18 protein-coding genes are annotated in these 21,870 nt (G+C 52.1%); 12 read left to right on the top strand and 6 right to left on the bottom strand.

The features are described 5' to 3' along the window. The first annotated feature begins 9 nt into the window (after window positions 1-9). On the top strand, window positions 10-1,254 hold the full coding sequence (locus FPZ45_RS23655; protein WP_144707126.1) for a DUF445 domain-containing protein: 1,245 nt from the start codon (window positions 10-12) through the stop codon (window positions 1,252-1,254). 419 nt (window positions 1,255-1,673) lie between these two features. Here the strand turns inward: FPZ45_RS23655 and FPZ45_RS23650 are convergent, their stop codons facing one another. Next, a complete protein-coding gene (locus FPZ45_RS23650; protein ID WP_144707125.1) occupies window positions 1,674-2,585 on the bottom strand; it encodes a DMT family transporter in 912 nt (303 codons plus the stop codon). 183 nt (window positions 2,586-2,768) lie between these two features. Here FPZ45_RS23650 and FPZ45_RS23645 point away from each other — a divergent pair, with 183 nt between their 5' ends. Next, the gene (locus FPZ45_RS23645) at window positions 2,769-2,978 is read left to right on the top strand and encodes a hypothetical protein (RefSeq protein WP_144707124.1); all 210 of its coding nucleotides are present in this window, start codon (window positions 2,769-2,771) and stop codon (window positions 2,976-2,978) included. Window positions 2,979-2,985: 7 nt separating this feature from the next. On the opposite strand, the gene pdxR is transcribed toward FPZ45_RS23645, so the two are convergent. From pdxR to FPZ45_RS23625, 4 genes are all read right to left on the bottom strand, one after another. Continuing rightward, window positions 2,986-4,437 carry a MocR-like pyridoxine biosynthesis transcription factor PdxR gene (pdxR, locus tag FPZ45_RS23640; RefSeq protein WP_144707123.1) on the bottom strand — a complete coding sequence of 484 codons (1,452 nt, stop codon included), beginning with the start codon at window positions 4,435-4,437 and terminating at the stop codon, window positions 2,986-2,988. A 45-nt stretch (window positions 4,438-4,482) separates the two neighbouring features. Next, window positions 4,483-5,094 carry a hypothetical protein gene (locus FPZ45_RS23635; protein ID WP_144707122.1) on the bottom strand — a complete coding sequence of 204 codons (612 nt, stop codon included), beginning with the start codon at window positions 5,092-5,094 and terminating at the stop codon, window positions 4,483-4,485. Between the two features lie 130 nt (window positions 5,095-5,224). Continuing rightward, on the bottom strand, window positions 5,225-5,914 hold the full coding sequence (locus FPZ45_RS23630; protein WP_144707121.1) for a C40 family peptidase: 690 nt from the start codon (window positions 5,912-5,914) through the stop codon (window positions 5,225-5,227). Window positions 5,915-6,100: 186 nt separating this feature from the next. Further along, complete coding sequence (locus FPZ45_RS23625; RefSeq protein ID WP_246120566.1) at window positions 6,101-7,708, bottom strand: S-layer homology domain-containing protein; 1,608 nt, start codon at window positions 7,706-7,708, stop codon at window positions 6,101-6,103. Window positions 7,709-7,901: 193 nt separating this feature from the next. On the opposite strand from FPZ45_RS23625, the gene FPZ45_RS23620 reads away from it, so the two are divergent. The 10 genes from FPZ45_RS23620 (at window position 7,902) to FPZ45_RS23570 (ending at window position 20,797) form a co-directional block, all read left to right on the top strand. Then, window positions 7,902-9,848 (top strand): ATP-dependent DNA helicase, encoded by a 1,947-nt coding sequence (locus FPZ45_RS23620; RefSeq protein ID WP_144707120.1) that lies wholly within the window; start codon window positions 7,902-7,904, stop codon window positions 9,846-9,848. Window positions 9,849-9,957: 109 nt separating this feature from the next. After that, entirely contained in the window at window positions 9,958-10,503 is a 546-nt protein-coding gene (locus FPZ45_RS23615; protein ID WP_144707119.1) for an NADPH-dependent FMN reductase, read from the top strand. Window positions 10,504-10,780: 277 nt separating this feature from the next. Then, a complete protein-coding gene (locus FPZ45_RS23610; protein ID WP_144707118.1) occupies window positions 10,781-11,170 on the top strand; it encodes a MarR family winged helix-turn-helix transcriptional regulator in 390 nt (129 codons plus the stop codon). Then, window positions 11,163-12,671, top strand: a complete 1,509-nt coding sequence (locus tag FPZ45_RS23605; protein WP_246120565.1) for a DHA2 family efflux MFS transporter permease subunit — start codon at window positions 11,163-11,165, stop codon at window positions 12,669-12,671. Before FPZ45_RS23610 ends, FPZ45_RS23605 begins: the two co-directional genes overlap by 8 nt. A gap of 184 nt (window positions 12,672-12,855) precedes the next feature. Next, window positions 12,856-13,773: a glycerophosphodiester phosphodiesterase gene (locus FPZ45_RS23600; RefSeq protein ID WP_246120564.1), complete on the top strand. Its 918-nt coding sequence runs from the start codon at window positions 12,856-12,858 to the stop codon at window positions 13,771-13,773. Window positions 13,774-13,800: 27 nt separating this feature from the next. Continuing rightward, window positions 13,801-14,073: a YqkE family protein gene (locus FPZ45_RS23595; RefSeq protein WP_144707117.1), complete on the top strand. Its 273-nt coding sequence runs from the start codon at window positions 13,801-13,803 to the stop codon at window positions 14,071-14,073. Window positions 14,074-14,359: 286 nt separating this feature from the next. Next, the gene (locus tag FPZ45_RS23585; protein ID WP_222430808.1) at window positions 14,360-15,223 is read left to right on the top strand and encodes a M15 family metallopeptidase; all 864 of its coding nucleotides are present in this window, start codon (window positions 14,360-14,362) and stop codon (window positions 15,221-15,223) included. 73 nt (window positions 15,224-15,296) lie between these two features. Beyond that, complete coding sequence (locus FPZ45_RS23580; protein WP_144707115.1) at window positions 15,297-15,815, top strand: GNAT family N-acetyltransferase; 519 nt, start codon at window positions 15,297-15,299, stop codon at window positions 15,813-15,815. A gap of 98 nt (window positions 15,816-15,913) precedes the next feature. Further along, window positions 15,914-20,353: a DEAD/DEAH box helicase gene (locus FPZ45_RS23575; RefSeq protein WP_144707114.1), complete on the top strand. Its 4,440-nt coding sequence runs from the start codon at window positions 15,914-15,916 to the stop codon at window positions 20,351-20,353. 90 nt (window positions 20,354-20,443) lie between these two features. Further along, a complete protein-coding gene (locus FPZ45_RS23570; RefSeq protein WP_186438539.1) occupies window positions 20,444-20,797 on the top strand; it encodes a PH domain-containing protein in 354 nt (117 codons plus the stop codon). Window positions 20,798-20,844: 47 nt separating this feature from the next. Here FPZ45_RS23570 and FPZ45_RS23565 read toward each other — a convergent pair whose 3' ends face one another. Beyond that, window positions 20,845-21,486 carry a metal-dependent hydrolase gene (locus tag FPZ45_RS23565; protein ID WP_144707112.1) on the bottom strand — a complete coding sequence of 214 codons (642 nt, stop codon included), beginning with the start codon at window positions 21,484-21,486 and terminating at the stop codon, window positions 20,845-20,847. Window positions 21,487-21,870: the final 384 nt, after the last annotated feature.

The following is a 21,870-nucleotide window of genomic DNA, read 5'->3' as shown; positions in this document are numbered from 1 at the left end:
TCATTATTAATGAGAACTAGGTATATCGCCGCATTGTCTTTGATAGGGATGGGTGCGGGCTTCATTACGACGCTGTTTCTGCCGGATCATCCAGCGGTGACGCTATTGAAAGGCGGTTTCGAAGCGGGTCTTGTCGGCGGGTTCGCCGATTGGTTTGCCGTCACGGCCCTTTTCCGCCATCCGATTGGTATTCCCATCCCGCATACGTCGCTCTTGCTCAAGAATAGGGATAAGATCGCCAAGTCGCTGATCTCCGCGTTGGAGAATGAATTGTTGAACAAGGAGAGTATTACGAGCAAACTTAAGAAATTCCAATTGATGAGAATTGTCGGGTCCGCCATCACCAAAGCCGCTAGCAAACGGTCTAATCGGACAGGCGTCTTGCGTTTCCTTCAGAAGCTGCTGGTCAAGCTGCCCCTTGGGGCCCTGGTGCCCCATGTTCAGGCTGCCGTCGTCACGATGATTCGTGAATCGGATGCTCGGCCGATCGCAGAGAAAGCATTAAACGCCGCCATACAGGAGCGTATCGACGAGCAGGCTCTAGATTATGCGCTCCGGGAAGGAAGCGCTTGGGTTGACAAACCGGAAACCGGGCGTATGCTTGGTGCGATGGCGCTTCAGAAACTGTCCGAGGCGAAGGTTGGAGGTTTCATGGGATTTGCCGTTCAGGCATTCGCCGGATTTATGAACGAGGACAAGCTGGGACCGATGATTCAGCAGCTTCTGCTATCGGGAATTCGCGATTTGATGGAACCCGGGAATCCGAACAGGGAGAGGTTGATTGCTGAACTCCGCCAGCGGCTGCGGCACGTCGCTCAAGACGAAGCGATGTTAGAACGTGGGAAGATCTGGCTGGAAGCTAAAGCGGCCCATCCGGACAGTGAAAGGTTCCTCTTGCAACGGCTGGAATCGATTCGCGAATCCTTGATCGCGGCGTTGGACAAGGAAATCGACGGGGGCGGCAAGAAGGTCGTCATCGCGCTTCGTTTCGTTATCCGCAAGCTGCAGGCCGAGCAGGAGACGACCGATGCCGCTGAACGGAAGATTTTGTCCGCCGTCGCTGATCTCGTGGAAACGAACCACTATCGCATTGGATTGTTGATTAAGGACAATATCGACCGAATGAACGACAAAGAGCTCGTTCGCATGCTCGAAGAGAAGATCGGCGGCGATCTTCAATGGATTCGGGTGAACGGGGCGTTGTGCGGCTTCCTCATCGGCCTGGTGTTGACAAGCATACAATTGTTGAGCTAGTCGAAGCGGTTGAGGTTAGCGATTCATTTTGTAGGCGCGCGGTGTCGTGCAGGCCAATTGCTTGAATACGCGGGAGAAATGGACACCCGTAACCGAAGCGAGTCTGGCCAGCGCAGCAAGTCCGTGATCGCCGTATGAAATATCCAAATAGAGTACATTTACACAATGTCCGATAATTGGCCAGAGCAGTTAGATTATTTCGAGCAACTCCCTCGTATAGACGCCACTGGGCTAGAATAGTTCGATTAATTCGAGTAACTCCCATGTATAGACGCCGCTGGGCCAGAATAGTTCGATTAATTCGAGTAACTCCCGTGCATAGAGGCTGCTGGGCCAGAGTAGTTCGATTATTTCGAGTAACTCATGAAGCAAACAAGCCCGCCGGGGAATCCCGGCGGGCTTGTGCTGCGCTTTTACCTCTATGCGGCTTCGGTTTTCGGATTTGCGGCGGAAGGAGCGGAATACTCGGCTCTCATGTAGAGCAGAAGTCCGGCGATAATAAACGCGCCGCCGACGAGTTGAAATGCGGACACCATTTCGCGGAAGAGCAGCATGCCCAGCAGGCTGGCGCCAACCGGCTCCGCGAATACCGTGATGGAGATCGTCGTCGCTTTGACGTATTGCAGCAACCAATTAAAGATCATATGCCCGAATACCGTCGGAACGATCGCAAGCAGAACGAAGATCAACCATTCGCGCGGAGGGTAATGAATAAAAGTAGAATCCGTTGCAACATTATAAATCGCAAAACAAACGAAAGCGACTGCGAACACCGTTAAGCTGTACACGAATGATGGAACGCGGGTCAGAATCACCTTGGCGATCAGCATGTTCGCAACGATCGCCAAAGTGCCTAGAAGCGATAGAACGTCGCCTTTGAATGCTTCTCCGGAAAGTCCGATATCGCCGGATCCGACGATAAACGCTCCAATCAAAGCGGTGAGAAGCCCAATCAGAGACAGCTTGCCGATCCGATCCTTAAATGCGAAGAAGGCACCGATCATAACGAAGACGGGTTCGAGCGATAGAATGATCGTGGAGCTTGCAATCGACGTAAAGTTAAGCGACTCCATCCACAGCAGAAAATGCAAAGCGAGAAAAAAGCCGGCCAGCGCGAGCAATCCCCAATCTTTCCGCGATACGGAACTGAGCGATTTCAGTTGACGGGTTCCGAACGGGAGCATGATCAATACCGTGAATAGCATGCGGTACATCCCTTGCACGGAAACGGGAGCGTCGGAATACCGAACGAGTATCGGTGCGAAGGATATGGCGATCATTCCGACGATCAGGGGAATGAGAAGAGGCACTGGAGGCGAAGTTGATTTCACGAGACGATCCCTTCCTGTTCACATGAGCAATTAAGCTATTGTAATGCCCGGCGGGGTAAAGATCAACAGGAAACACACTGAATTTGTTTTCAGATCAGTGGATGGGACGGATACGCGGAGAGTGGATGGTCACAGGAGGGGACAAAACGGTTAAAATGGGCTTATAGGAAGGGCGTGAAGACGATGAATACAAATATCATGCTGCTTATTATTTTGATCGTGATGGTTGCAGCCGCCGTATTGACGATAAGAGTCGGAACGTCGCTCGGAAACAAGGACGCCAACGGATCATATTTCGCCAATACGGGGCGCAAGCTCGGAAGATTGCTCGCGATCTACGGTGTCGTCATTATCGCCGCACTCGCCATTTTTGTGGCAGTCTTGCGCAGCTAGCGGAACGTCATCGATCGAAGCCAAGAGCGTACCGATACGCTTCGGCGAGTTTACGGATACCCGGAGCGATCTCCCGATCGTCGACTCTGCTATAGGTCAGGCGAATTCGGTTCCGATGCGAACCGAGCGTACTGCCGGGCGTGATCACGACGCCGAGGTCGATCGCCTGATTAAACAACTGCAATTCGTCCCATTCGCCGTCCAACTCGCACCACAGATGAATGCCGCCGCTAGGTACGCGGAACTTGATTCTGTCGCCGAATTCTGTACGGAGAGACGATATTGTCTGTTCGAGTTTGTGCTGCAGCCCGGTTCTAAGCTTCCGGAGATGGTTGTCTAATTCGCCGGAGGACAACAACTGCGCCGCGATCCATTGCGGAATGTTCGAATGTCCGAAATCAAGCTGTTGTTTGGCATCCGTTAAGCGCTGAATTACGGAATGTGGCCCCGCGATCCAACCGATGCGGAGTCCCGACGACACGATCTTCGATAAGGAGCTGACATAGAGAACGGATCCGTCCCGATCCATCGATTTCAGCGTTCCTTCGGGCGCTTGGCCGAAGCCGGTCAAGCTGTAAGGATCATCCTCCACGATGGCGATTCCGAATTTCGTGGAGATGTCGAGAAGCCGCTTCCGTCGTTCAGCGCTCATCGTCGTTCCAGTTGGATTATGATAAATCGGGTTCAAGAAAACCATCTTGATCCGGTGGCGTTTATACAAGCTTACAATCTGCTCGGGGTCGACGCCGTCCTGCTCCACGGAAAGCCGGTATGTTCTTAGCCCTGCGGAATGGAAGATCGGCATGGAGAAGCAGTAGGAGGGATCTTCGATCGCGACTCCGTCGCCGGGTTTGAGCAAGCCCTGGATGATTAATTGGATCGCTTGCTGAGCGCCCGAGGTCACAAGAATCGACGAAGCGGAGGATGCGATCCCGCGATGCGTTCGCAAATGACCTGCGATGCTATCCCTAAGACCGATATTCCCTTGAATGTGTTCATATCCTAGGTATTGACTCATTTCGATCCGGCTATGAGCTTGCTGCATCAGTGCAACGGGGAATAGATCGGGGCTTAACTCCCCGATCGCAAAATTGATATTAGATTGGTCCGACCCGAGAATCGCGTGAATATGGCGCGTGATCGGGTCGTTACGGTGCAGAAATCCGCTCTTGGCATACTGTTCCCAATTCGGTATGCGTTTAGCCGTGCCATCGAAGGTTTGCCGGTCGGTCGCAACGGTGCCGAAACCTTTAACCCTGGCGACTAAACCAAGGGAAGCCAGATGGTCGTATGCGGTTACGACGGTGCTTCGATTAACGTCAAGGGTGGCAGCCAGTTTGCGTTCGGAGGGCAAGCAACTGCCGGAAGGATACTCTCCGTCCCGCATTTTTCCCTCGAAATGGTCGGCGATCTGAAGGTAGATGGGGTCGTGCGATGACTTGTCGGGTTTCCAATTCATGAAGAGGAGACAGCCTCCTGAGCTTGTATATGTATCGTTTGCAAATTAAGATCCGCCGAGTCCATACAAAATGCAAACGGCAATCGTGACGACCGATGCCAGAAAGACGCCTGCGGCTGCTTGTGTCGGTGTATGTGCTTTTACCCGCCACCTGGCCCATCCGACAAGCGCAATAAGAGGGGTCAACGAGAAATACCATGCGGACACCAGCAATCCGAGAGTTAGTACGGCGCCTGAGATTCCGATCAGATGCAGGCTGATTTTCCAACGCGCGAGCTGCGTAACAAGCAAGGCCAGTGCGACTGCGCTGATCATTCCCGTAAACGTGGCCAGCAGCTCCACCGGAACGCGCAACGCAAGCAGAAGCGCCAATGAAATCGCCATGCAACCGATCGTGTAAAGAAACGGAACGAGGCGTTGTTCTCGTTTGCTGATATCGTGATCCGCGAGCTTGCCCTTGACTACGCCCCGCCGGATGAATGCGAACGGAGCTGCGGAAACACCAGCAACGATCAGCAGCCACCAGATGATGGCCTCGATCGCATTGGAAGCGAATTGAAGAGAAACAATAAGAAACAACGGCATAACGACGACAAAAGGATGGAACAGGAAGGAGATCGCGTAGGCGAGCCGAAATCCAGGTTCGTTATTAGGCACCGGAAATACCTCCAATTGCGCCTATTGTAATATGGCTTCGAATCTAGTCGATTATAGCATATGAACACGAACAAATCCGCTTTCGGCCGATAACCGAAAGCGGATTTGTTCGCGATGGATGAGGAGGTTATTATCTATTCTTATATCCGTGCCAATGATTTCGGTGAGAGTAGTATGGGGAATTGTCCGATCTCTGAACCGGAGCGTAGTAATCCGGTTGCTTCGTTTCGGAAGCAGGTTGTTGATCCGATTGCGCAGGCGCGGCGCTTGCCGTCCCGTCCGTCGGAAGGACTCGGCGAGCCGTCACGTAACCGCGATCCCATGCGCTTCCTTTGAAGTTCGAGATCGTGACGCCGATTCCGACTCTGTACGTATGAAGCAGTTGATTATTGCCGATATAGATGCTGACATGATTGATGATTCCGTCATGGTTCGTATCCGAGAATACGAGGTCTCCGGGCTGCAGTTGGTCTTTCGATACGTACGTGCCGACTTTGGATTGTTGTTTGGATGAACGGGGAAGACTAATTCCGTTCTTTCCGAACACGTATTGCGTAAAGGAAGAACAGTCGAATGTCGCGGTTTGGTTCGATTTGGCGCCGAATTGATAAGGGACGCCGAGATATTTTTTGCCGATAGCAGTAATATTGTCTGCGATGGATTGCGACGAGCTCGCGCCATACGCAGTTATTGTCGCATTCGAAGTTGCGGCGTATGCCGAACCGTTCGCGACGAGCATAGCGCCCGCGGAGAACGCGATCGACATGCTTAATGCGGTTCCTATCATCGCTTTGCCCATTCTTTTTGTAGGATTGATCATCGATATAACGCCTCCTATGAAAAATGATTGGTTTAGCGGAGCGGTACGACTGCCTAAATCCACCTTAACACACTCGAACGAACCATCATTTGCTTGTGGCAGGCCAAACTCGTATCACCGTAAGCTGCATTGAGGATTATGAGAATTCGATTAGTTTTTTTACATGTTGTATGTCTTGACAAGTGCTCAGGATGAGAAGCGATACGAATCGAACTTTAGTTCATTACGCACGCTGTCCCATATATCCCGGCTTTCTCCGCCGATATACCAGTAAGCGTAGCCTGCGATCGCATAATTTTCTGCCATTCGGATTTTGCTCGCAATCGACCGTCCGTCCTCGACCCAGATCCGATGCCGAACACCGCTCGCGACATATTCGGCTTCATATTGGCTTAAAGCATCGTTCCATGCCATCTTCGATACCCTCGACTGAAGGACGGAATTTTGCTGTATAAGGCTCAATTCTATCGATTGCATACCAAACGCGTTCGCATACCAGTCGCGTGTGTAGAAAGGAAGAGCAAGAATCGTTTTATTTGCGGGCACGCGAAGTAGAAGCTTCTGCAAACCGGATTGCAGCCAAATCTGAGAGGAGACCGAACCGGCGATCGGAGACCCGTCCCAATGCTCGTCATAACCCATAAGCACGATGTAATCCGCGTATTTGCCGAGAGCGGCATAGTCGAAAGCATCCGTCCAATCCGTCCCCAGATCGGGAGACACGTTCACCGATAGCGTCGTTCCCTTAGCATGCAGCGCGATGGACAGCTCCGATACGAATTGCGTCAACCCGCTGCGATCCCCGGGGGCGACATTCTCGAAATCGAGATTTAAGCCGTCTACTCCGTATTTCTGCACCGCATTTAATAGATTCGTAATAAAAGTTTTCCTTTGCTCGGAAGATGATAGCATTTGATGGGTTAACGTTTGATCGGAGTGGTTTCCAATCATGGCCCACACTTTTTTGCCCCGATTATGCGCCCAAGAAACGAGAGAACGATCGCCTAGATCGGTTAGGGAGCTTGATTTTTCGAGAAAAAACCATCGAGGAGACAAGGTATTGACGGCTGACGATTCGACTTGTTTCTCGAACTGCGCAGTCGTCTGATCGTATTGCCAACCTAATTGGATTTTGGCTGCCGGGGTTGAACGAATCTGGGAAGCCCAATCGTCCCTTGTAAGCACCCTATCCAAGATCACCGCGGCTTCTTGACGAGTGAGGGGGGCATCCGGGCGAAAGTTGCCGCTGGTATCTCCCTCTATTAAAGCTAGCTCACTTAGCCGCTTTACGTACGGCATGGCCCAGGACGCAATGCTATCCTCGTCTTTGTATCGCGGATGTGCTGACGAAGCCGGTTCTTGCTTCAAAGCGCGCGTCATGAGGACGGCTGCTTCCTGGCGAGTAATTTTCCGATTCGGTTCGAATGTCCGGGATGTCGTGCCTTGGGCGATTCCCGTTGCGACGCCGGCTTGCGCCCAAGGGTAAAACCATGATTCTCTGGGTACGTCCTTAAAGGCAGGAACGGCTCCCGCAACCGGCGACAGTCCGAATAAACGATCCAACATTGCGACGAACTCGGCTCTTGTCGTCGCTTTAAGCGGCTCGAATCGGCGTTGTCCGGTTCCCCCGATGATATGGAGTTGGGAGAGATGGAGAATGGCTTCGGAAGCGAAATTCGGAGTCACGTCATCAAAAGGATAAACGGGGGCGGCGTCAGCCCGGTGTCCCGCGTCACTCATAGATATAATTAAGGCCAAAATAAGCAGAGTGACCGTAAGAAGTCGTTTTCTCACGCTTATCGGCTGCATGCATCGCATGAGTATATCGTCTCACTTTCATCGTAAATAATAGAGTTGTCTCACTCTATCCTAATCAATCTCCTAAGCGATACCTATCTTCAATTATTGGTAATCGAAAAATCGCTTTGCTTTTGCAAGACGATCATGTGATAATGTCTCGACTACATGTTGTGGAGGCATCGTTCTATTGAATCGGTATCCATTTGAATTCGAGCATTCCAAGCCGTTCATGCAACAAGCGGGAGAGTGGGTCGCGGACGTCTTCTACGACGTTCTTCCCGAGGCTGGTTTCGAGGTTCGCGACGAACAAATCTATATGGCGTTCCAATTAGAGCGGGCATTCGCGGAGAAGCAAACGATCTTCGCGGAAGCGGGAGTCGGCACGGGTAAAACGCTCGTCTATTTGCTTTATGCCATTTGCTACGCCCGTTATCATCGCAAACCCGCGATTATCGCTTGCGCGGACGAATCGTTAATCGAACAGCTGGTGAAGCCAGAAGGGGATATCGCCAAGCTGGCCCGGCATTTGGAGCTCGCGATCGACGCCAGATTGGGCAAATCCCAAGACCGTTATTTGTGTCTGGCCAAGCTGGATAACGCAAGAACAGACTACGAAGATACGGAAATATACAAAGACCTGTATGAAAACTTGCCTGACTTCGTCCACCGGCAGGCAGGCATGCAATCGTTCTACGCCTATGGGGATCGCAAGCAGTACCCGCATCTGAACGACGAACAATGGAGCAGAATCAACTGGGATCCGTTCCAGGACTGCTTCGTTTGCGAGAAGCGGCACCGCTGCGGGCAGACATTGTCCCGCGAGCACTACCGGCAGGCTGCGGATCTAATTATTTGTTCGCACGATTTCTATATGGAGCATGTCTGGACATACGAGGGCAGGAAGCGGGAAGGACAATTGCCTCTTCTGCCGGATCATTGCGCGGTCGTTTTCGACGAAGGACACTTGCTTGAGTCGGCAGCGCAGAAGGCGCTGACTTACCGAATCAAACACGATCATTTCGAGCAACTCGTTACCCGTCTTCTCAAGAACGAGATACGCGAGTCGCTGGCCGTGCTGATCGACGAAGCGATCGATCGCAGCGAGGCGCTGTTCGCGCGATTGGAACGCCAAAGCTTCCCGACCCCAGGTTCGGATCGCCGGCGAATCGAATTGAATGATGATCTTGTTCAAGAGGTCGCCCGATTCCGCAGTGTGATCGATGCCATCGAAGAGGAGCTTGTCTTCGAGAGCGAGTTGTTTAATCTGGACGGCTACCAGCTTCGCATCGTGGAAGAGCATTTGGAGACGATGCAGAAAGCGCTAAGCCTGTTTCAAAGCTCGAACTCCTTAATCTGTTGGGCGACGGACAGTCCGACCGGCCTTACGCTTGTCATTATGCCTAAGGCGGTTAAGGAAGTGTTAAAGGAGAGCGTATTCGGCATGCGCATACCTGTCGTCTTCTCATCGGCAACGTTGTCCGTGAACGGATCGTTTGATTATGTGGCAAGCACCCTCGGGATAGAACGATATTTGTCTTTCAGCGTCAATTCCCCTTACGATTATTCGGGAAGGATGGAGGTAGCGGCACCAGCATGGACAAATGGGGCTTCATTCGAAGAAAAGCTGGAAGCGACGGTCCGATTGCTCTCGAGATCGGGCGGCAGAGCCTTGATTCTTTTCCCATCCGCGGATCAGCTTCGGCAGTTCAAACAGTCGATTAGCGGGCATTCCATTTGTAATGAGTTTAATTTCGGGTTCGAAGGAGACCGGGAGATCAGCCATTTGATCGCGGATTTCGAACGGGATGAGACGAGCGTACTCTGCGCGGTTTCATTATGGGAAGGATTGGACATTCCCGGACCTTCGCTGTCTAACGTAATCGTATGGTCTCTTCCTTTTCCCCCGGACGATCCCGTATTCGCCGCCAAAAGACAAGACGCCGCGTCGCCTTACGAGGAAGTGGACTTGCCCTACATGCTTCTGAGATTGAAGCAGGGGATCGGGCGTTTGATTCGTACCCGGAACGATTCGGGAACGATCGCGATACTGGGCGGGGAGCTCCAAGCGGACCAACAGCTGCGGGAACTTGTGCGAAATCTGCTGCCTGAAGGCGTCGAACTGAAGGCAGTATAGGAGAATATAATCGCCGAGTATGGCTAAATGGAATTGTTAATATCCCGCAGTCGATGCTAATATAGGGAAATGGAGCATCCGATATCCAAATAAAGGGGGGTGTGATCGAATGTTAAAAATCGCCGTACTTATCGGAAGTCTTAGACAGGGTTCCTATAACATGCAACTGGCCAACACGATGAAGGAACGCTACATTAACAAATGGGATCTGGAATTCGCGGACATTCGATCCTTACCGTTTTTCGATCAGGATATCGAATTGAACCCGCCGCATACCGTTAGAGCTTTTATGGACAAGGTTGCTTCGGCGGACGGGGTTCTGATCATTACGCCGGAATATAATTGGTCTGTGCCCGGCGTGTTGAAAAATGCGATCGATTGGCTGTCGCGCGTCGATAAAGTGCTGATCGGCAAACCGGTTCTGACGGCCGGAGTTTCTCCGGGAATGATGGGTACGATTCGGGCACAAATGCATCTTCGCGAAATATTGGCCAGTCCGGGCATCCAAGCAAAACTTCTGCCGCCCGCGGGAAACGAAATTTACATTAGCTCCGCCGCATTGAAGTTCGACGAAACGACGAACCGCCTCGTCGACGAATCGACGTTGCGGTTTATCGATCGCGTCGTCGATAGGTTCGTCGAGTTTGCGCATTGACGGATCGGATGGGTACGCAGGAATAATCGAAAAGCCAGCCCCCGGGCTGGCTTTTCGGCGTCTTCGGCTTTCCGTTCTAGAAAACGAATAAGTTTTTCGATTTTACATATGTAAACATTGACATAGAACTGAAATAAGAGTATTTTATTTCGTATGCGAAATATTCTGCTGCGAATAATATCGGGAGGAGAGAGGAGGGAGTCCGCTGCAAGACCAAGAAAGAATCCAAAACATATTTACGTCCTTCCGCGAAGTCAATCAGGCTTTCCATCAGTCCATGATTCAAACGACCCAATTGCTGGGCATAACGCCGATTCAATATTTCGTGTTGAAGCTTGTGGCAGAGAATCCCGGTATCGGCTTGAACGAGCTTTCCGACAAAATCTTTTCCGTGACGAGCACGACAAGCGGCATCGTGCAAAGAATGGTCAAAGCCGGTTGGCTGACGCGCGAACGTCCGGCCACGAACCGGCGTTCGATCAGCCTTACGCTGACTTCGGCGGGGGAAAAACTGCGCCGCGAAACGTCGAATATGCGCGAGGTGCAGTTGATGGGTATACTAAAGCATATTTCGCCGGAAGACGAAGCGCATATGCACCGGATACACAAGCATATCGTAAACATCATACAGAGACAGAGAGAGGAAGAGGAGAAAAACCATGAGTAATACCATGAGCACTGCGACGGCTCCCTTAAGAAGAGGGCCAATCGTCGCCGCGCTGCTGATCGGCGCGTTCGTCGCGCTTCTGGCGCAAACGCTGCTGAACGTTGCCCTGCCCATAATGATGGAGGATCTGGATATCGGCGCGAACACGATTCAGTGGCTGTCTAACGGGTATTTGCTCGTTAACGGGGTATTGATTCCCGTGAGCGCGTATTTGATCGATCGTTTTTCGACAAGGCAATTATTTATTACTGCCGTCGGATTGTTTAGTTTAGGGACGATTCTCTGCGCGGTTTCGCCAAACTTCGAGCTGCTTTTGACCGGCCGGCTTATTCAAGCGGCAGGGGCGGGAATTCTGATGCCGCTCATGTCCTTTATTTTTCTGACGATCTTCCCGGTTCACGAACGCGGGAAAGCGATGGGGATGATGGGGCTGGCGATGATCTTCGCACCTGCAGTCGGCCCGACGCTGTCCGGTTGGGTCGTAGAGCATTACGATTGGAGAGTTCTATTCTATATCGTATTGCCCCTCTCTTTATTCGCACTTATCTATGGCGCGTTCGCAATGAAGAACGTGACCCAAGTTTCCAAGCCTAAGTTTGACGTGTTCGGTGTCGTTTTATCGACTTTGGGATTCGGCGGCTTACTGTATGGATTCAGCGACGCTGGCCATGATGGATGGAACAGCACGCGAGTCATTGCGAGCCTTGTCGTGGGCGTAATCGCTCTTGCGTTGTTCTTGTGGAGAGAGCTGACGATCGATAAACCGATCCTGGAGTTCCGCGTGTTCAAGTACAATATGTATTCGCTCACGACGGTCATTAACGTTATTATTACGATGTCCATGTTCTCCGGAATGATCCTGCTTCCAATTTATCTACAGAAAATTCGTGGTTTTTCGCCGATGGACGCAGGCTTGTTGCTGCTGCCTGGCGCTATCCTGATGGGGATCATGTCCCCGATTACGGGAATCATTTTCGATAAAATAGGCGCGCGCTGGCTGTCCGTGATCGGTCTGGCGATCACGACGGTTACGACTTACGAATTCAGCCAATTGACGGCCGATACGACCTACACGCATATGATCTTCATGTATACGCTGCGGATGTTCGGTATGTCCATGCTGATGATGCCGATTCAGACTGCCGGCATGAACCAGTTGCCGGCACGCTTGAACGCTCACGGCTCCGCCATGTCGCAGACGCTTCGTAACGTCGCCGGCGCTCTAGGTACGGCTTTCCTCGTCACGATTATGACCAACTCGGCTGCTAGCCGCGTTAAGGAGCTCGTGATCGGTGGCCAGATCGCCCAAACTGATGAAACAGGCATGAAGGAAGCGATCCAACAAGGCACGATCTTTGGGATTAACCATGCTTTCGAGATTGCGACTTGGATGACCGTTGCGGCGTTGGTGCTTGCTTTCTTCATCAAAAAAGTCAAGCCGGCCACTGAGGCGGGAGTCACAGACCAGACTCAGCCGCAATTGCAAAAGCAGGCCAAATAAACGGATCAAGCTATGACGGGGTCAATCTTCATGAGAAGATTGACTCCGTTTTCGGTTTAGCAAAAAAATGTCGCAAATTCGACGATTGGGGATAGGAGTTCAGGCACCAAAAGTGGTAGTATCAGGATAAGCCGAAGAGCGAGCGCGAAACGCGAACCTCATGAGCGTACATCGGGAGGCTTATATGTTCAAAAAGCTGCGAAAACCGGTACAAATATCCGGATGGTATTTTTATTCGCTTCATTTGATCTTGTTGATCTTTGCGGCAGGACTGGTCTACTTTCTAACCGGGAACCGCATCGATTTTCCGAGCCTTTACTTTCCGGAATCGCATATCGTGACCGTTGCTCATCGCGGCGCGTCGGGTTACGCGCCGGAGAGTACGCTGTCTTCTTATCGATTAGGGATCCGGATGAATGCGGATTATATCGAGATCGACGTTCAGGAGACGAAGGATGGAGAACTCGTCGCGATGCATGACAAGACCGTGAATCGAACGACGAACGGCTCCGGGAATATCAAGGATTTGACGCTTGAAGAGGTCAAGTCGCTCGACGCAGGAACGTGGTTTAACAGAAAGCATCCTATCTATGCCAGAGAAGAGTATACGCGCGAGAAAGTACCGACCTTGCGCGAGATATTCGAGACATTCGGCACGGACACGCGGTACATGCTCGAAATCAAGGACCCGGAAGACTATTCGGACCTTGAAGAGAAAACATGGGCGTTGGTCGAGGAGTTCGGATTAAAGGATTATATCGCGATCCAGTCGTTCAGTAAGGACAGTCTGGTGAAGATCAGAAGTTGGGACAAGAATGTGCCGCTGTTCCAATTGTTATGGTACAATAGGCCGGCTCATATATCCGAGCAGCAACTGGCCGATATTAGCGGCTATGCGAATGGGATCGGCGTTAACTTCCTGAGAATCAACGAAAATTACGTGTTAAAGGTCAAACACGCGGGTTTACTCATCTATCCTTATACGGTAAACTACCAGGTCAATATGGAGAATGCGGCCAAATGGGGAGTAGACGGCGTGCACACCGACTTCCCGGATCGATTCAAGGAAGTCATTGAAGAATTAGACAGCTTAGATAGCTGAAAGAGTATCGAGGAGGGATCCGATCATATGGCAAAGCGCCACCATCAACCAGTCAAAGCGGATGCCCGTAAGTCGACCGATAACGGAGACCGTCCCGTCACGCTAAAGGATCGGCTGGGTTTGGAGACTTTAGAGAAGCTTAAACGGCAGGCCGAGACTTTGAAGCAGGAGGAAGCGCAACGTCAAGAGACGAAGCGCAAGGAAGCGGAAGCCGCTCGGGAAACCGAACGGAAGCGCAAAGAGCAAGACTTCGAATATTTATTGAACAATACGACCATGGACTGGAAGCAATTTAAATAGGCTGATGTCACTTAAGGGTTTGGCCATTTCCGGTCTTGCTTTCAAAGTTCAAGCACGCTTTGCCGGAAGAAGAACGAACGGCAATGCTTGGCATCGTATGTGATTTGAATCCGAAAGCTCGGCAGCCTTTCGGAAAATTCGGGTCCCATGTGACATAATAGTGACGACACTTCATGCAATCGATTCGCTGCGTATCCGACATCTGTATTCTCCCAATTTTTCTAACAGTTTAGTTTGATTATACCGCATGACAGCCTTGATCGGGCGAAAGGAGATCATTTTGACGATGTCTGCCCGCAAGTATATGGCGATAATGACGTCGCTGCTCATTTGCATTCTGCTCGCGCTGTCCTCGTGCGAATACCGGCAGGCCGAACCCACGGCAGTGCCCGTTGTGTCTCCTGAACAGACGACATCCCCTCAAAACGAGCTACCAGCCGAACAGCCGGCCCGACAGTCGGAACCGCCGGCTATTCCATCGGACGAGCCTGCCGTACAAGACAAACCAGTCGAACAAGATGGGATCGAGAAAAAGCGGAATTTGCCTGAAGGGTTCGTGTACGTGGATGAAGCCATCCCAAAAGCTTTATTTGAGATTCGGTATTATTCCGATTATAACTTCGTAGGAGAGAGGATCGCAGGATATAACGCACCGGTTCCGATCCTAACCGCACAGGCGGCGGAAGCTTTAAGAAAAGCGAGCGAAGAGCTTGACGAACAGGGATATGCTTTTCTGATCTACGACGGCTATCGGCCAAAGAAAGCGGTCAGCCATTTTACCGCTTGGGCGAAAGATGCGAGAGATACGAAAATGAAAAACGAATTTTATCCGGATGTAGACAAGACGAAGGTGTTCAAGCTCGGTTATGTCGCTTCGAGATCAGGTCATTCGCGGGGAAGCACGGTCGATCTTACGATCGTGCACCGAAAGACAGGCGATCCTGTCGATATGGGAAGCCCTTTCGACTTTTTCGGGGAGATTTCCAGCCATGGCACGAAACAAATTACCGCTGAGCAGACCGATAACCGCAATATTCTGAAGAACGTTATGGTGAAGTATGGGTTTAAGCCTTATAATAAAGAGTGGTGGCACTATACACTCAAGAACGAACCGTACCCCGACATATATTTCGACTTCGACGTAGAATAGACGGAGTTCGGTTTATCCTTCTGCAACGCGGGTATGATATATTTATTCTCTATACCAGATCAGGAGGCGCTATATGTCTATTTTCACAAGTGTAGAACAGGCGGATTCGGGAGATACGACGGAGATCATGCGTCTTCTCGTGAACACGGCGGAATGGTTGCTAAGCAAAGGCTCGACGCAATGGAACGGCTTGCTTCGGGGAGAAGATGCGTGCAATACTCCGGAGGCGATTAATCGCGGCGAAGTGTACATTTTTAAGCAGAATCATCTAACCGCAGGCATGGTCATGCTTCTTAAAGAGCCCAACGCATGGGATCGGGAAATTTGGGGAGAACGGTCCGTGGACCAATCCGCGGTCTATCTTCACCGGCTTGCGATCAACCGCAAGTTGGCCGGCCAGAACATCGGCAGGAAGATGATGGAGTGGGTGGATACGGCAGTACCCTCTCAGCTAGGCAAACGCGTCATTCGTCTCGATTGTCTGGCAAGCTTACAGGTGCTTAACGATTTCTACCGCGGTCTCGGCTATCAATTGGTTGGAGAAGGAACGAATTCGTCCGGCGTGTTTAGCAAATTCGAGAAAAAAGTATAAAAGGACAACGCCCGGCCGCAGCTTATATGGGACAGCGGTCGGGTTGTTTATTATTATCGTGCGCGACGTTCGCGCTCCTAGCGAAAGGGGCAGAGCTGATGATAGAGCAATTACCGTTCCATCCGGTCATATCCGAATGGTTCGCCGAATCGTTCGGCAAGCCTACCGACGTTCAGCGGGAGGCTTGGCAATCGATCGGGGAAGGCCGCCACACGCTCATTGCGGCGCCAACGGGTTCTGGCAAGACGCTCGCGGCTTTGCTGCCTTGCCTCGACGCGCTAGTACGTGAGAAAATCCGTTCGGATTTGCCGTCAGGCGTGAAAATATTGTACATAACGCCGCTTAAAGCGCTGAATAACGATATTCATCATCATGCCCTCGGATTCGCCGAACAACTGGATGCCAGGGCAGCAGGCAATGGCGGCGAGTGGCCGGGCATTCGCTGTGAAGTGAGAACCGGCGACACAAGCCCGAGCAAACGTGCGGCTATTCTGCGTCGACCACCGGATCTATTGGTCACGACTCCGGAATCTTTATTTCTTCTGTTGACGTCGGAAAAAGGGCGTAAAATATTGGAGAACGTAGACCATGTCATCGTCGACGAAATTCACGACCTGGCCGCCGACAAACGTGGAGCCCACCTTAGCTTGACCCTGGAAAGGTTAGCCTATCGCAATACGAAACCGATTCAGAGAATCGGTGTATCCGCCACTCAGAAACCATTGGAACGAGTCGCTAGGTTTCTCGGAGGCTGGGAAGCTGCGGGGATGGACGAGGATGGAGGCGCAGCGTCGCAACCACGTCCAGTGACGATCGTCGAGAGTGCCATGAGCAAACAGATGGACGTGTCGATCACGATGCCGGATCTGAACGTGCCTGCCGCTTCGCGAGAGGCGGTATGGCTTCCTTTGCTTGATAGAATTGTTCAGGCCATGGAAGGCTGCCGCTCCGTGCTGCTGTTCGTTAACAGCAGGCGCCTATGCGAACGGTTATGCCTGAGACTGAACGATCATTTCGGTTACGAGTTAGCTCGCTCGCATCATGGCAGTATGTCGCGAGAGCGTCGGCTGGAAGTCGAGCAATTGCTTAAAGAAGGAAGCTTAAGATGCATCGTTGCGACCTCTTCGCTAGAGCTCGGAATCGATGTCGGACATATCGATCTGGTTATCCAGATCGATTCTCCGCAGGAAGCCGCGCGCGGCATTCAGCGAATCGGCCGCGCGGGGCATGCCGTAGGCGAAGCTAGCCGCGGCATACTGCTAGCTAGACAGAAGTCGTTGTTGCCCGAGCTTGCAGTGCTGGGCAGGCAGATCGCCCGACGCGAGATCGAAGTGATCCGCATTCCTCTAGCACCGATGGACGTACTCTCACAGCAGATTGTCGCTATGACCGCGATGGATGATTGGGATATAACGGTTTTGCATCGTTTGATTCGATGCAGCGACAGTTACAGCCGTTATCCGATAGAGCTTCTGGAGAGCGTTCTTCAGGTTCTAGCCGGTTTCTATCCGTTCGCGAAACCACTGTTGGATTGGGATCGCATGGAGAACCGGCTGTCCAAGCGAAGCAATACAGCGATGGCCGCGGTGACCGGAGTCGGGACAATTCCGCAAAGCGGTAACTACCCGGTGCATCATCTCGACAGTCGCGTCCATCTTGGCGAGTTGGACGAAGAATTCATACAGGAAAGCCGCGTAGGAGATGTGTTTCAATTAGGGACAAGCTCTTGGATGATCCGCGACATTCGCAACGACCGGGTATACGTATCCGAAGCGGGGAACCGTTTTAGCGAAATCCCATTCTGGCGCAACGAAGCGGGCAGCCGTCCTTTCGTGTTGGGGGAGAAGATCGGTGCGTTGCTGCGGGAATTGTCCGAACGGCTTGTACTTGACGAGGAGCATGAAAAAGAGTCGGCTCAAGAGACCGAATCGAACGAACGGGCTTGCGAATGGCTAGGCGTGAATTACAACATGGACCGTCTTTCCGCAGGGGAACTTGTCGCTCTTCTACGCTCGCAACACCGGTCTTGCGGACTTCCGACGGACAACCGAATCGTGATCGAACACTATCGCGACGTGATGAACCAGACTCACGTCATTATCCATAATCATTGCGGTAGAACGGTGAATCGTGCCTGGCTGCTCGCCATCGAGAGGCAATTCGAGCAGTTGCTTCCCTACCGGCTGTACGGGAACGCCAAAGATAACGGAATCGAATTCGTGCTCCCGGAGTGGGATGCTTCATGGTTGCAATTGTTCAATCAAGTCACGCCAAGCAATATCGAACAGTTGCTTACTGAAGCGATTACCGGGTCTCCTCTGCTAGGCATCGCTTTTCGCCGGATCGCCGAGAACGGGTTACTGCTGTCCCGCAGTTTTACGCGGACGCCATTATGGCAGAAACGGCTTCGCAGCGAGGAATTGCTGCGTGGCGCGCTCCCATATGCGGCTCATTTTCCGTATTTGCGGGAAGCGATGAAGGAATGCTTACAGGATTACTTAAGAATCGACGAATTGAAGACGTTTCTAGATCGTCTCGTGTCGGGAGAAATAGCCGTCGTTGTGCGGGAGACACCCTATCCGTCGCCGTTCGCGGCCAATTTCATCGCGGATTACGTCAATATGAAGCTGTACGAGGGCGATGGGCTGGATGAAACGACACGTCTTCAATTGCTGAATATCAGCAAGGAATTGGCGAGTCGATTATTTGGCGGTAATGCTCTCGGGAACGCCATCGATCGCGAAGTCGTCGAGGAGGAGAGGCGCAAACTCGAAGAAACCGACCGGCCGCCGGCCAATGCGGACGGACTCGCCTCCTTGCTCAAGACGAGGGGCGATATGACGGCGAACGAGATTTCGCGTCTTGCGGGGGAGCAAGCGCTAATGTGGCTGCGGCAACTGCAAGAACGGAATAAGGCGATCGCCCTGGATTTGGCCGGGGACGGTGAATTCCGGTGGATATCGGCCGATGAACGCGAAATCTATGAGGGGTTCCCGGAGTCCCCTGAATCGCTCATATTTGTGCTCGGAAGATACGCGGATCGCGTGATCTCGTTTACGGAGGACGAGTTATGCGATAGATATCCTTCTTTGTCGCTAGCGGCGGCGAAACTCGCGATCGAAGAGCTGTTGAACAAAGGAATGATCGAGAGGGCGCCGCATGCCGCGAATGAAGAGGAAAGATTGTGGACTAGCGTGAAAGTGGCTTCCCGTCTCGTCCGGTTATCGATTCGCCAAGCCCGACACCGGATCGAGCCCGCTGACGCGGCAAGATGGTGCGGTCAAATCGCGACGATGCAGCACGCTTGGCAGGGGACGCAATTGCAAGGAAGCGATGGATTAAGGGTCGTTCTTGAAAGACTTCAAGGCTTATTTCTTCCATTGTCGCATTGGGAGACGATCGTGCTGCCGACCCGCTTGAAGCCTTACCGCAAGGAAGATCTCGATTTGCTGTGCGCATCGGGAGACGTCTTCTGGATCGGACGCAAGGAGGAAGGCGAGAAGGAAGGGAAAATTGCTTTTTTCTTGGCAGATTCCAAGGTTTTATATGCGCCGTTCATTAAGGATGCGACCGCGCAAACGTCCAAGCACCCGGACCTCCTGAAGCGGATCGAAGCGGGAGGCGCAAGCTTTCTTACACGGTTAAGCCGGGAAACGGGACAGGCTCCGTCGGAACTGCTTGGAGATTTGATGGACCTCGTATGGGAGGGAACAATCTCCAATGATCAATTTGCCCCGTTGCGCGTTCAAGTGGCCGGTAAGCAGGCTCAGTGGGCGAGAACGGGCTCCGGGCTCGGACGCTGGTATGCGACGGGTGCGCTTCTGAGTGAGGGGGATAACCTTGACGTTTCGTCCGGGCAATCGACGGATCCGGACAGTCGCGCGGAATCTCCGGTATTGGAATGGACGCATCATCTGTTGAAGGTTTACGGGTTGATCAATAAGGATTTGGTCGCGAATACGGCTCCCTATTCGTGGGAACGGTTCTATCCGGCGCTGAAAAGGCTGGAAGAGTGGGGCGTTCTGACGAGGGGTACGTTTATTAGGGGAATGGCGTCCTTGCAGTTCACGACCCGGGAGCTGGGTGATGCAGTCAGACAGCCGCCGCTTGCCGCGGATTCCGCGATTACGGTGCTCTCTTCCGCCGACCCGGCGAATCCCTTCGGCGTGTTATCCGATTGGCCGCAGCCGTCAAGAGGCGAATCTTTCACCCGCAAGCCGGGAAGTTTCCTAGCACTGACGGGAAGCCGCTGGGTATTCTGGATCGAAAACAATTGCAAGAGGGTGTATAGTTTTCCGGGAGAAAACGCGGAGTCGGCGATGGATTCGAGACCATCCGAATCAAATGCTGTCACTCTTCAAGAGCAAGCCGATCTCCTGTTAAGCACGATCCGCGCGGTCATTCAAAGCCGCAAGCTGGTGAAGGTTAAGATCGACCGTTGGAACGGTGAGCCCGTATTCGGGACGGATATCGGCAAGCTGTTGTTACAGATGGGCGCGGAGCGTGACATGAATTCACTCGTGTTCTGGTCGAACTAAGCTTTCATGGATCGACAACATTGGGGAGCCAGTGCGTTTCGAATCGTGTACAATAGAGGAACGAACATCCATTTTCGGGGAGAGGTTGCGATGTTGAACGAGAACGTGCTGTGGGAGGGCAAACCTTTTAATTACGGTTTCCCTAGTTTTACCCGTTACCAGATTACGGAACGCAGAGCGATTGTAGAGCGGGGGATTTTAACGAAAAGGCGCGAAGAAATTCAGTTGTACCGAATCCGGGACATCTCGCTTAAGCGAAATTTGCTCGAGCGAATGCTGAAGTTCGGAGACATTACGATTTTTTCCACCGATACGACGACCCCTACGTATACGTTGCGAAATATTAGGGACAGCATCACGGTATCGGATCTGTTAAGCCAAGCGGCGGAGAACGCCAGGTTGAAATACCGAGCGCAAGAATTGACGGAAATTCAGGTACAATGAAAGAAGGACATCTCCCATCATCAGGAGATGTCCTTTGCTGTTACCCATTAATGAAGCTTAATCGCCTTCTTATAGAATGGGTACAGCCATTTCACGCCGTTCGGCGTCATCGTGTCGGCGAGCAGGTGAGAGGCGTATCCGGCCGTTGCGACGGCGGCGATACCGTCAACCTTCAATTGTTGCTCCAGCCCCCAGCCGATCGTTCCCCAGAAGATCAGAGCCCAGACAGTATGCGTCATTCCGCGATGCTTCAGCCAAGGTGCGCATACGATGAAGGCGCCGAGACCGATGAGCCAATCTTGTTGGGAAGTCCAGCCGAAATAAAGAAGGCCGCATCCGATCAAGCTGACTATGGCATTACGGATGATTCCCTGTTTGGCAACGAAACCTAGCAATAGCACGGCCGTCGTGCAAGTCGCGTAGGTTCGGTCAAAGTCGCCTAGAACAAAGTATCGATAGGCCAAGCCTGCCATCAGGAAGATTCCCGTTAATAGCGCGAGGTTGCGCAGCATACCCGAGAGCTTCGTGATTTTCCCGCTGAGAATGCTTGGCCCGTCCAAATCCGCGCTTAGGGCAGACATGCCCGCGACCGTAAAGTACAGCGCGGCGCTGTTCATGCTGAACGGATAATACGCGCAAGCCAACGCGCCGATCGCGCAGCCGATGGCTAGATGAGTCGTTCCTTTCATTTGTTTCCTCCGCTGTAGTTCCCATGATGTATGAGCTTATGCGATCAATAAGCTCCCCGTTACGCAAACATATGTTTGCTAGGACATTATACAGGCTACTCAAGCTTTGGAACATCCGACTTTGAGACTAAAAACGTTTGCTGATCGCGACAAAACCCTAGGATTTGCTCGAAAACACGAACAACTCGCGCCTGCACTGGGGCAATCCGGAAGAGTTACTCGAAAAAATCGAACAACTCGCGCCTGTACTGGGGCAATCCGAGTAGAGTCCATATAATTGTGTAAAATGGCTGTTGGTAAACATTAAATAAAGCCATGTTGAAAGTTCTCTCTTAGAATGAGGTTGTCGAGACAACATTCATCGGAGGAATATCAACATGACTC

The sequence above is a fragment of the Cohnella terricola genome (genome assembly GCF_007786475.1).
In the GTDB taxonomy this organism is placed as follows: Bacteria; Bacillota; Bacilli; order Paenibacillales; family Paenibacillaceae; genus Cohnella; species Cohnella terricola.
This window is presented reverse-complemented; position numbering and strand designations above follow the sequence as displayed.

Coding starts and splice junctions, on each gene's coding strand:
- FPZ45_RS23655 (WP_144707126.1), top strand. CDS start 10: ATGAGAACTAGGTATATCGCCGCATTGTCTTTGATAGGGATGGGTGCG.
- FPZ45_RS23645 (WP_144707124.1), top strand. CDS start 2,769: ATGAATACAAATATCATGCTGCTTATTATTTTGATCGTGATGGTTGCA.
- pdxR (WP_144707123.1), bottom strand. CDS start 4,437: ATGAATTGGAAACCCGACAAGTCATCGCACGACCCCATCTACCTTCAG.
- FPZ45_RS23630 (WP_144707121.1), bottom strand. CDS start 5,914: ATGATCAATCCTACAAAAAGAATGGGCAAAGCGATGATAGGAACCGCA.
- FPZ45_RS23615 (WP_144707119.1), top strand. CDS start 9,958: ATGTTAAAAATCGCCGTACTTATCGGAAGTCTTAGACAGGGTTCCTAT.
- FPZ45_RS23610 (WP_144707118.1), top strand. CDS start 10,781: ATGATTCAAACGACCCAATTGCTGGGCATAACGCCGATTCAATATTTC.
- FPZ45_RS23605 (WP_246120565.1), top strand. CDS start 11,163: ATGAGTAATACCATGAGCACTGCGACGGCTCCCTTAAGAAGAGGGCCA.
- FPZ45_RS23600 (WP_246120564.1), top strand. CDS start 12,856: ATGTTCAAAAAGCTGCGAAAACCGGTACAAATATCCGGATGGTATTTT.
- FPZ45_RS23595 (WP_144707117.1), top strand. CDS start 13,801: ATGGCAAAGCGCCACCATCAACCAGTCAAAGCGGATGCCCGTAAGTCG.
- FPZ45_RS23585 (WP_222430808.1), top strand. CDS start 14,360: ATGTCTGCCCGCAAGTATATGGCGATAATGACGTCGCTGCTCATTTGC.
- FPZ45_RS23580 (WP_144707115.1), top strand. CDS start 15,297: ATGTCTATTTTCACAAGTGTAGAACAGGCGGATTCGGGAGATACGACG.
- FPZ45_RS23575 (WP_144707114.1), top strand. CDS start 15,914: ATGATAGAGCAATTACCGTTCCATCCGGTCATATCCGAATGGTTCGCC.
- FPZ45_RS23570 (WP_186438539.1), top strand. CDS start 20,444: ATGTTGAACGAGAACGTGCTGTGGGAGGGCAAACCTTTTAATTACGGT.
- FPZ45_RS23565 (WP_144707112.1), bottom strand. CDS start 21,486: ATGAAAGGAACGACTCATCTAGCCATCGGCTGCGCGATCGGCGCGTTG.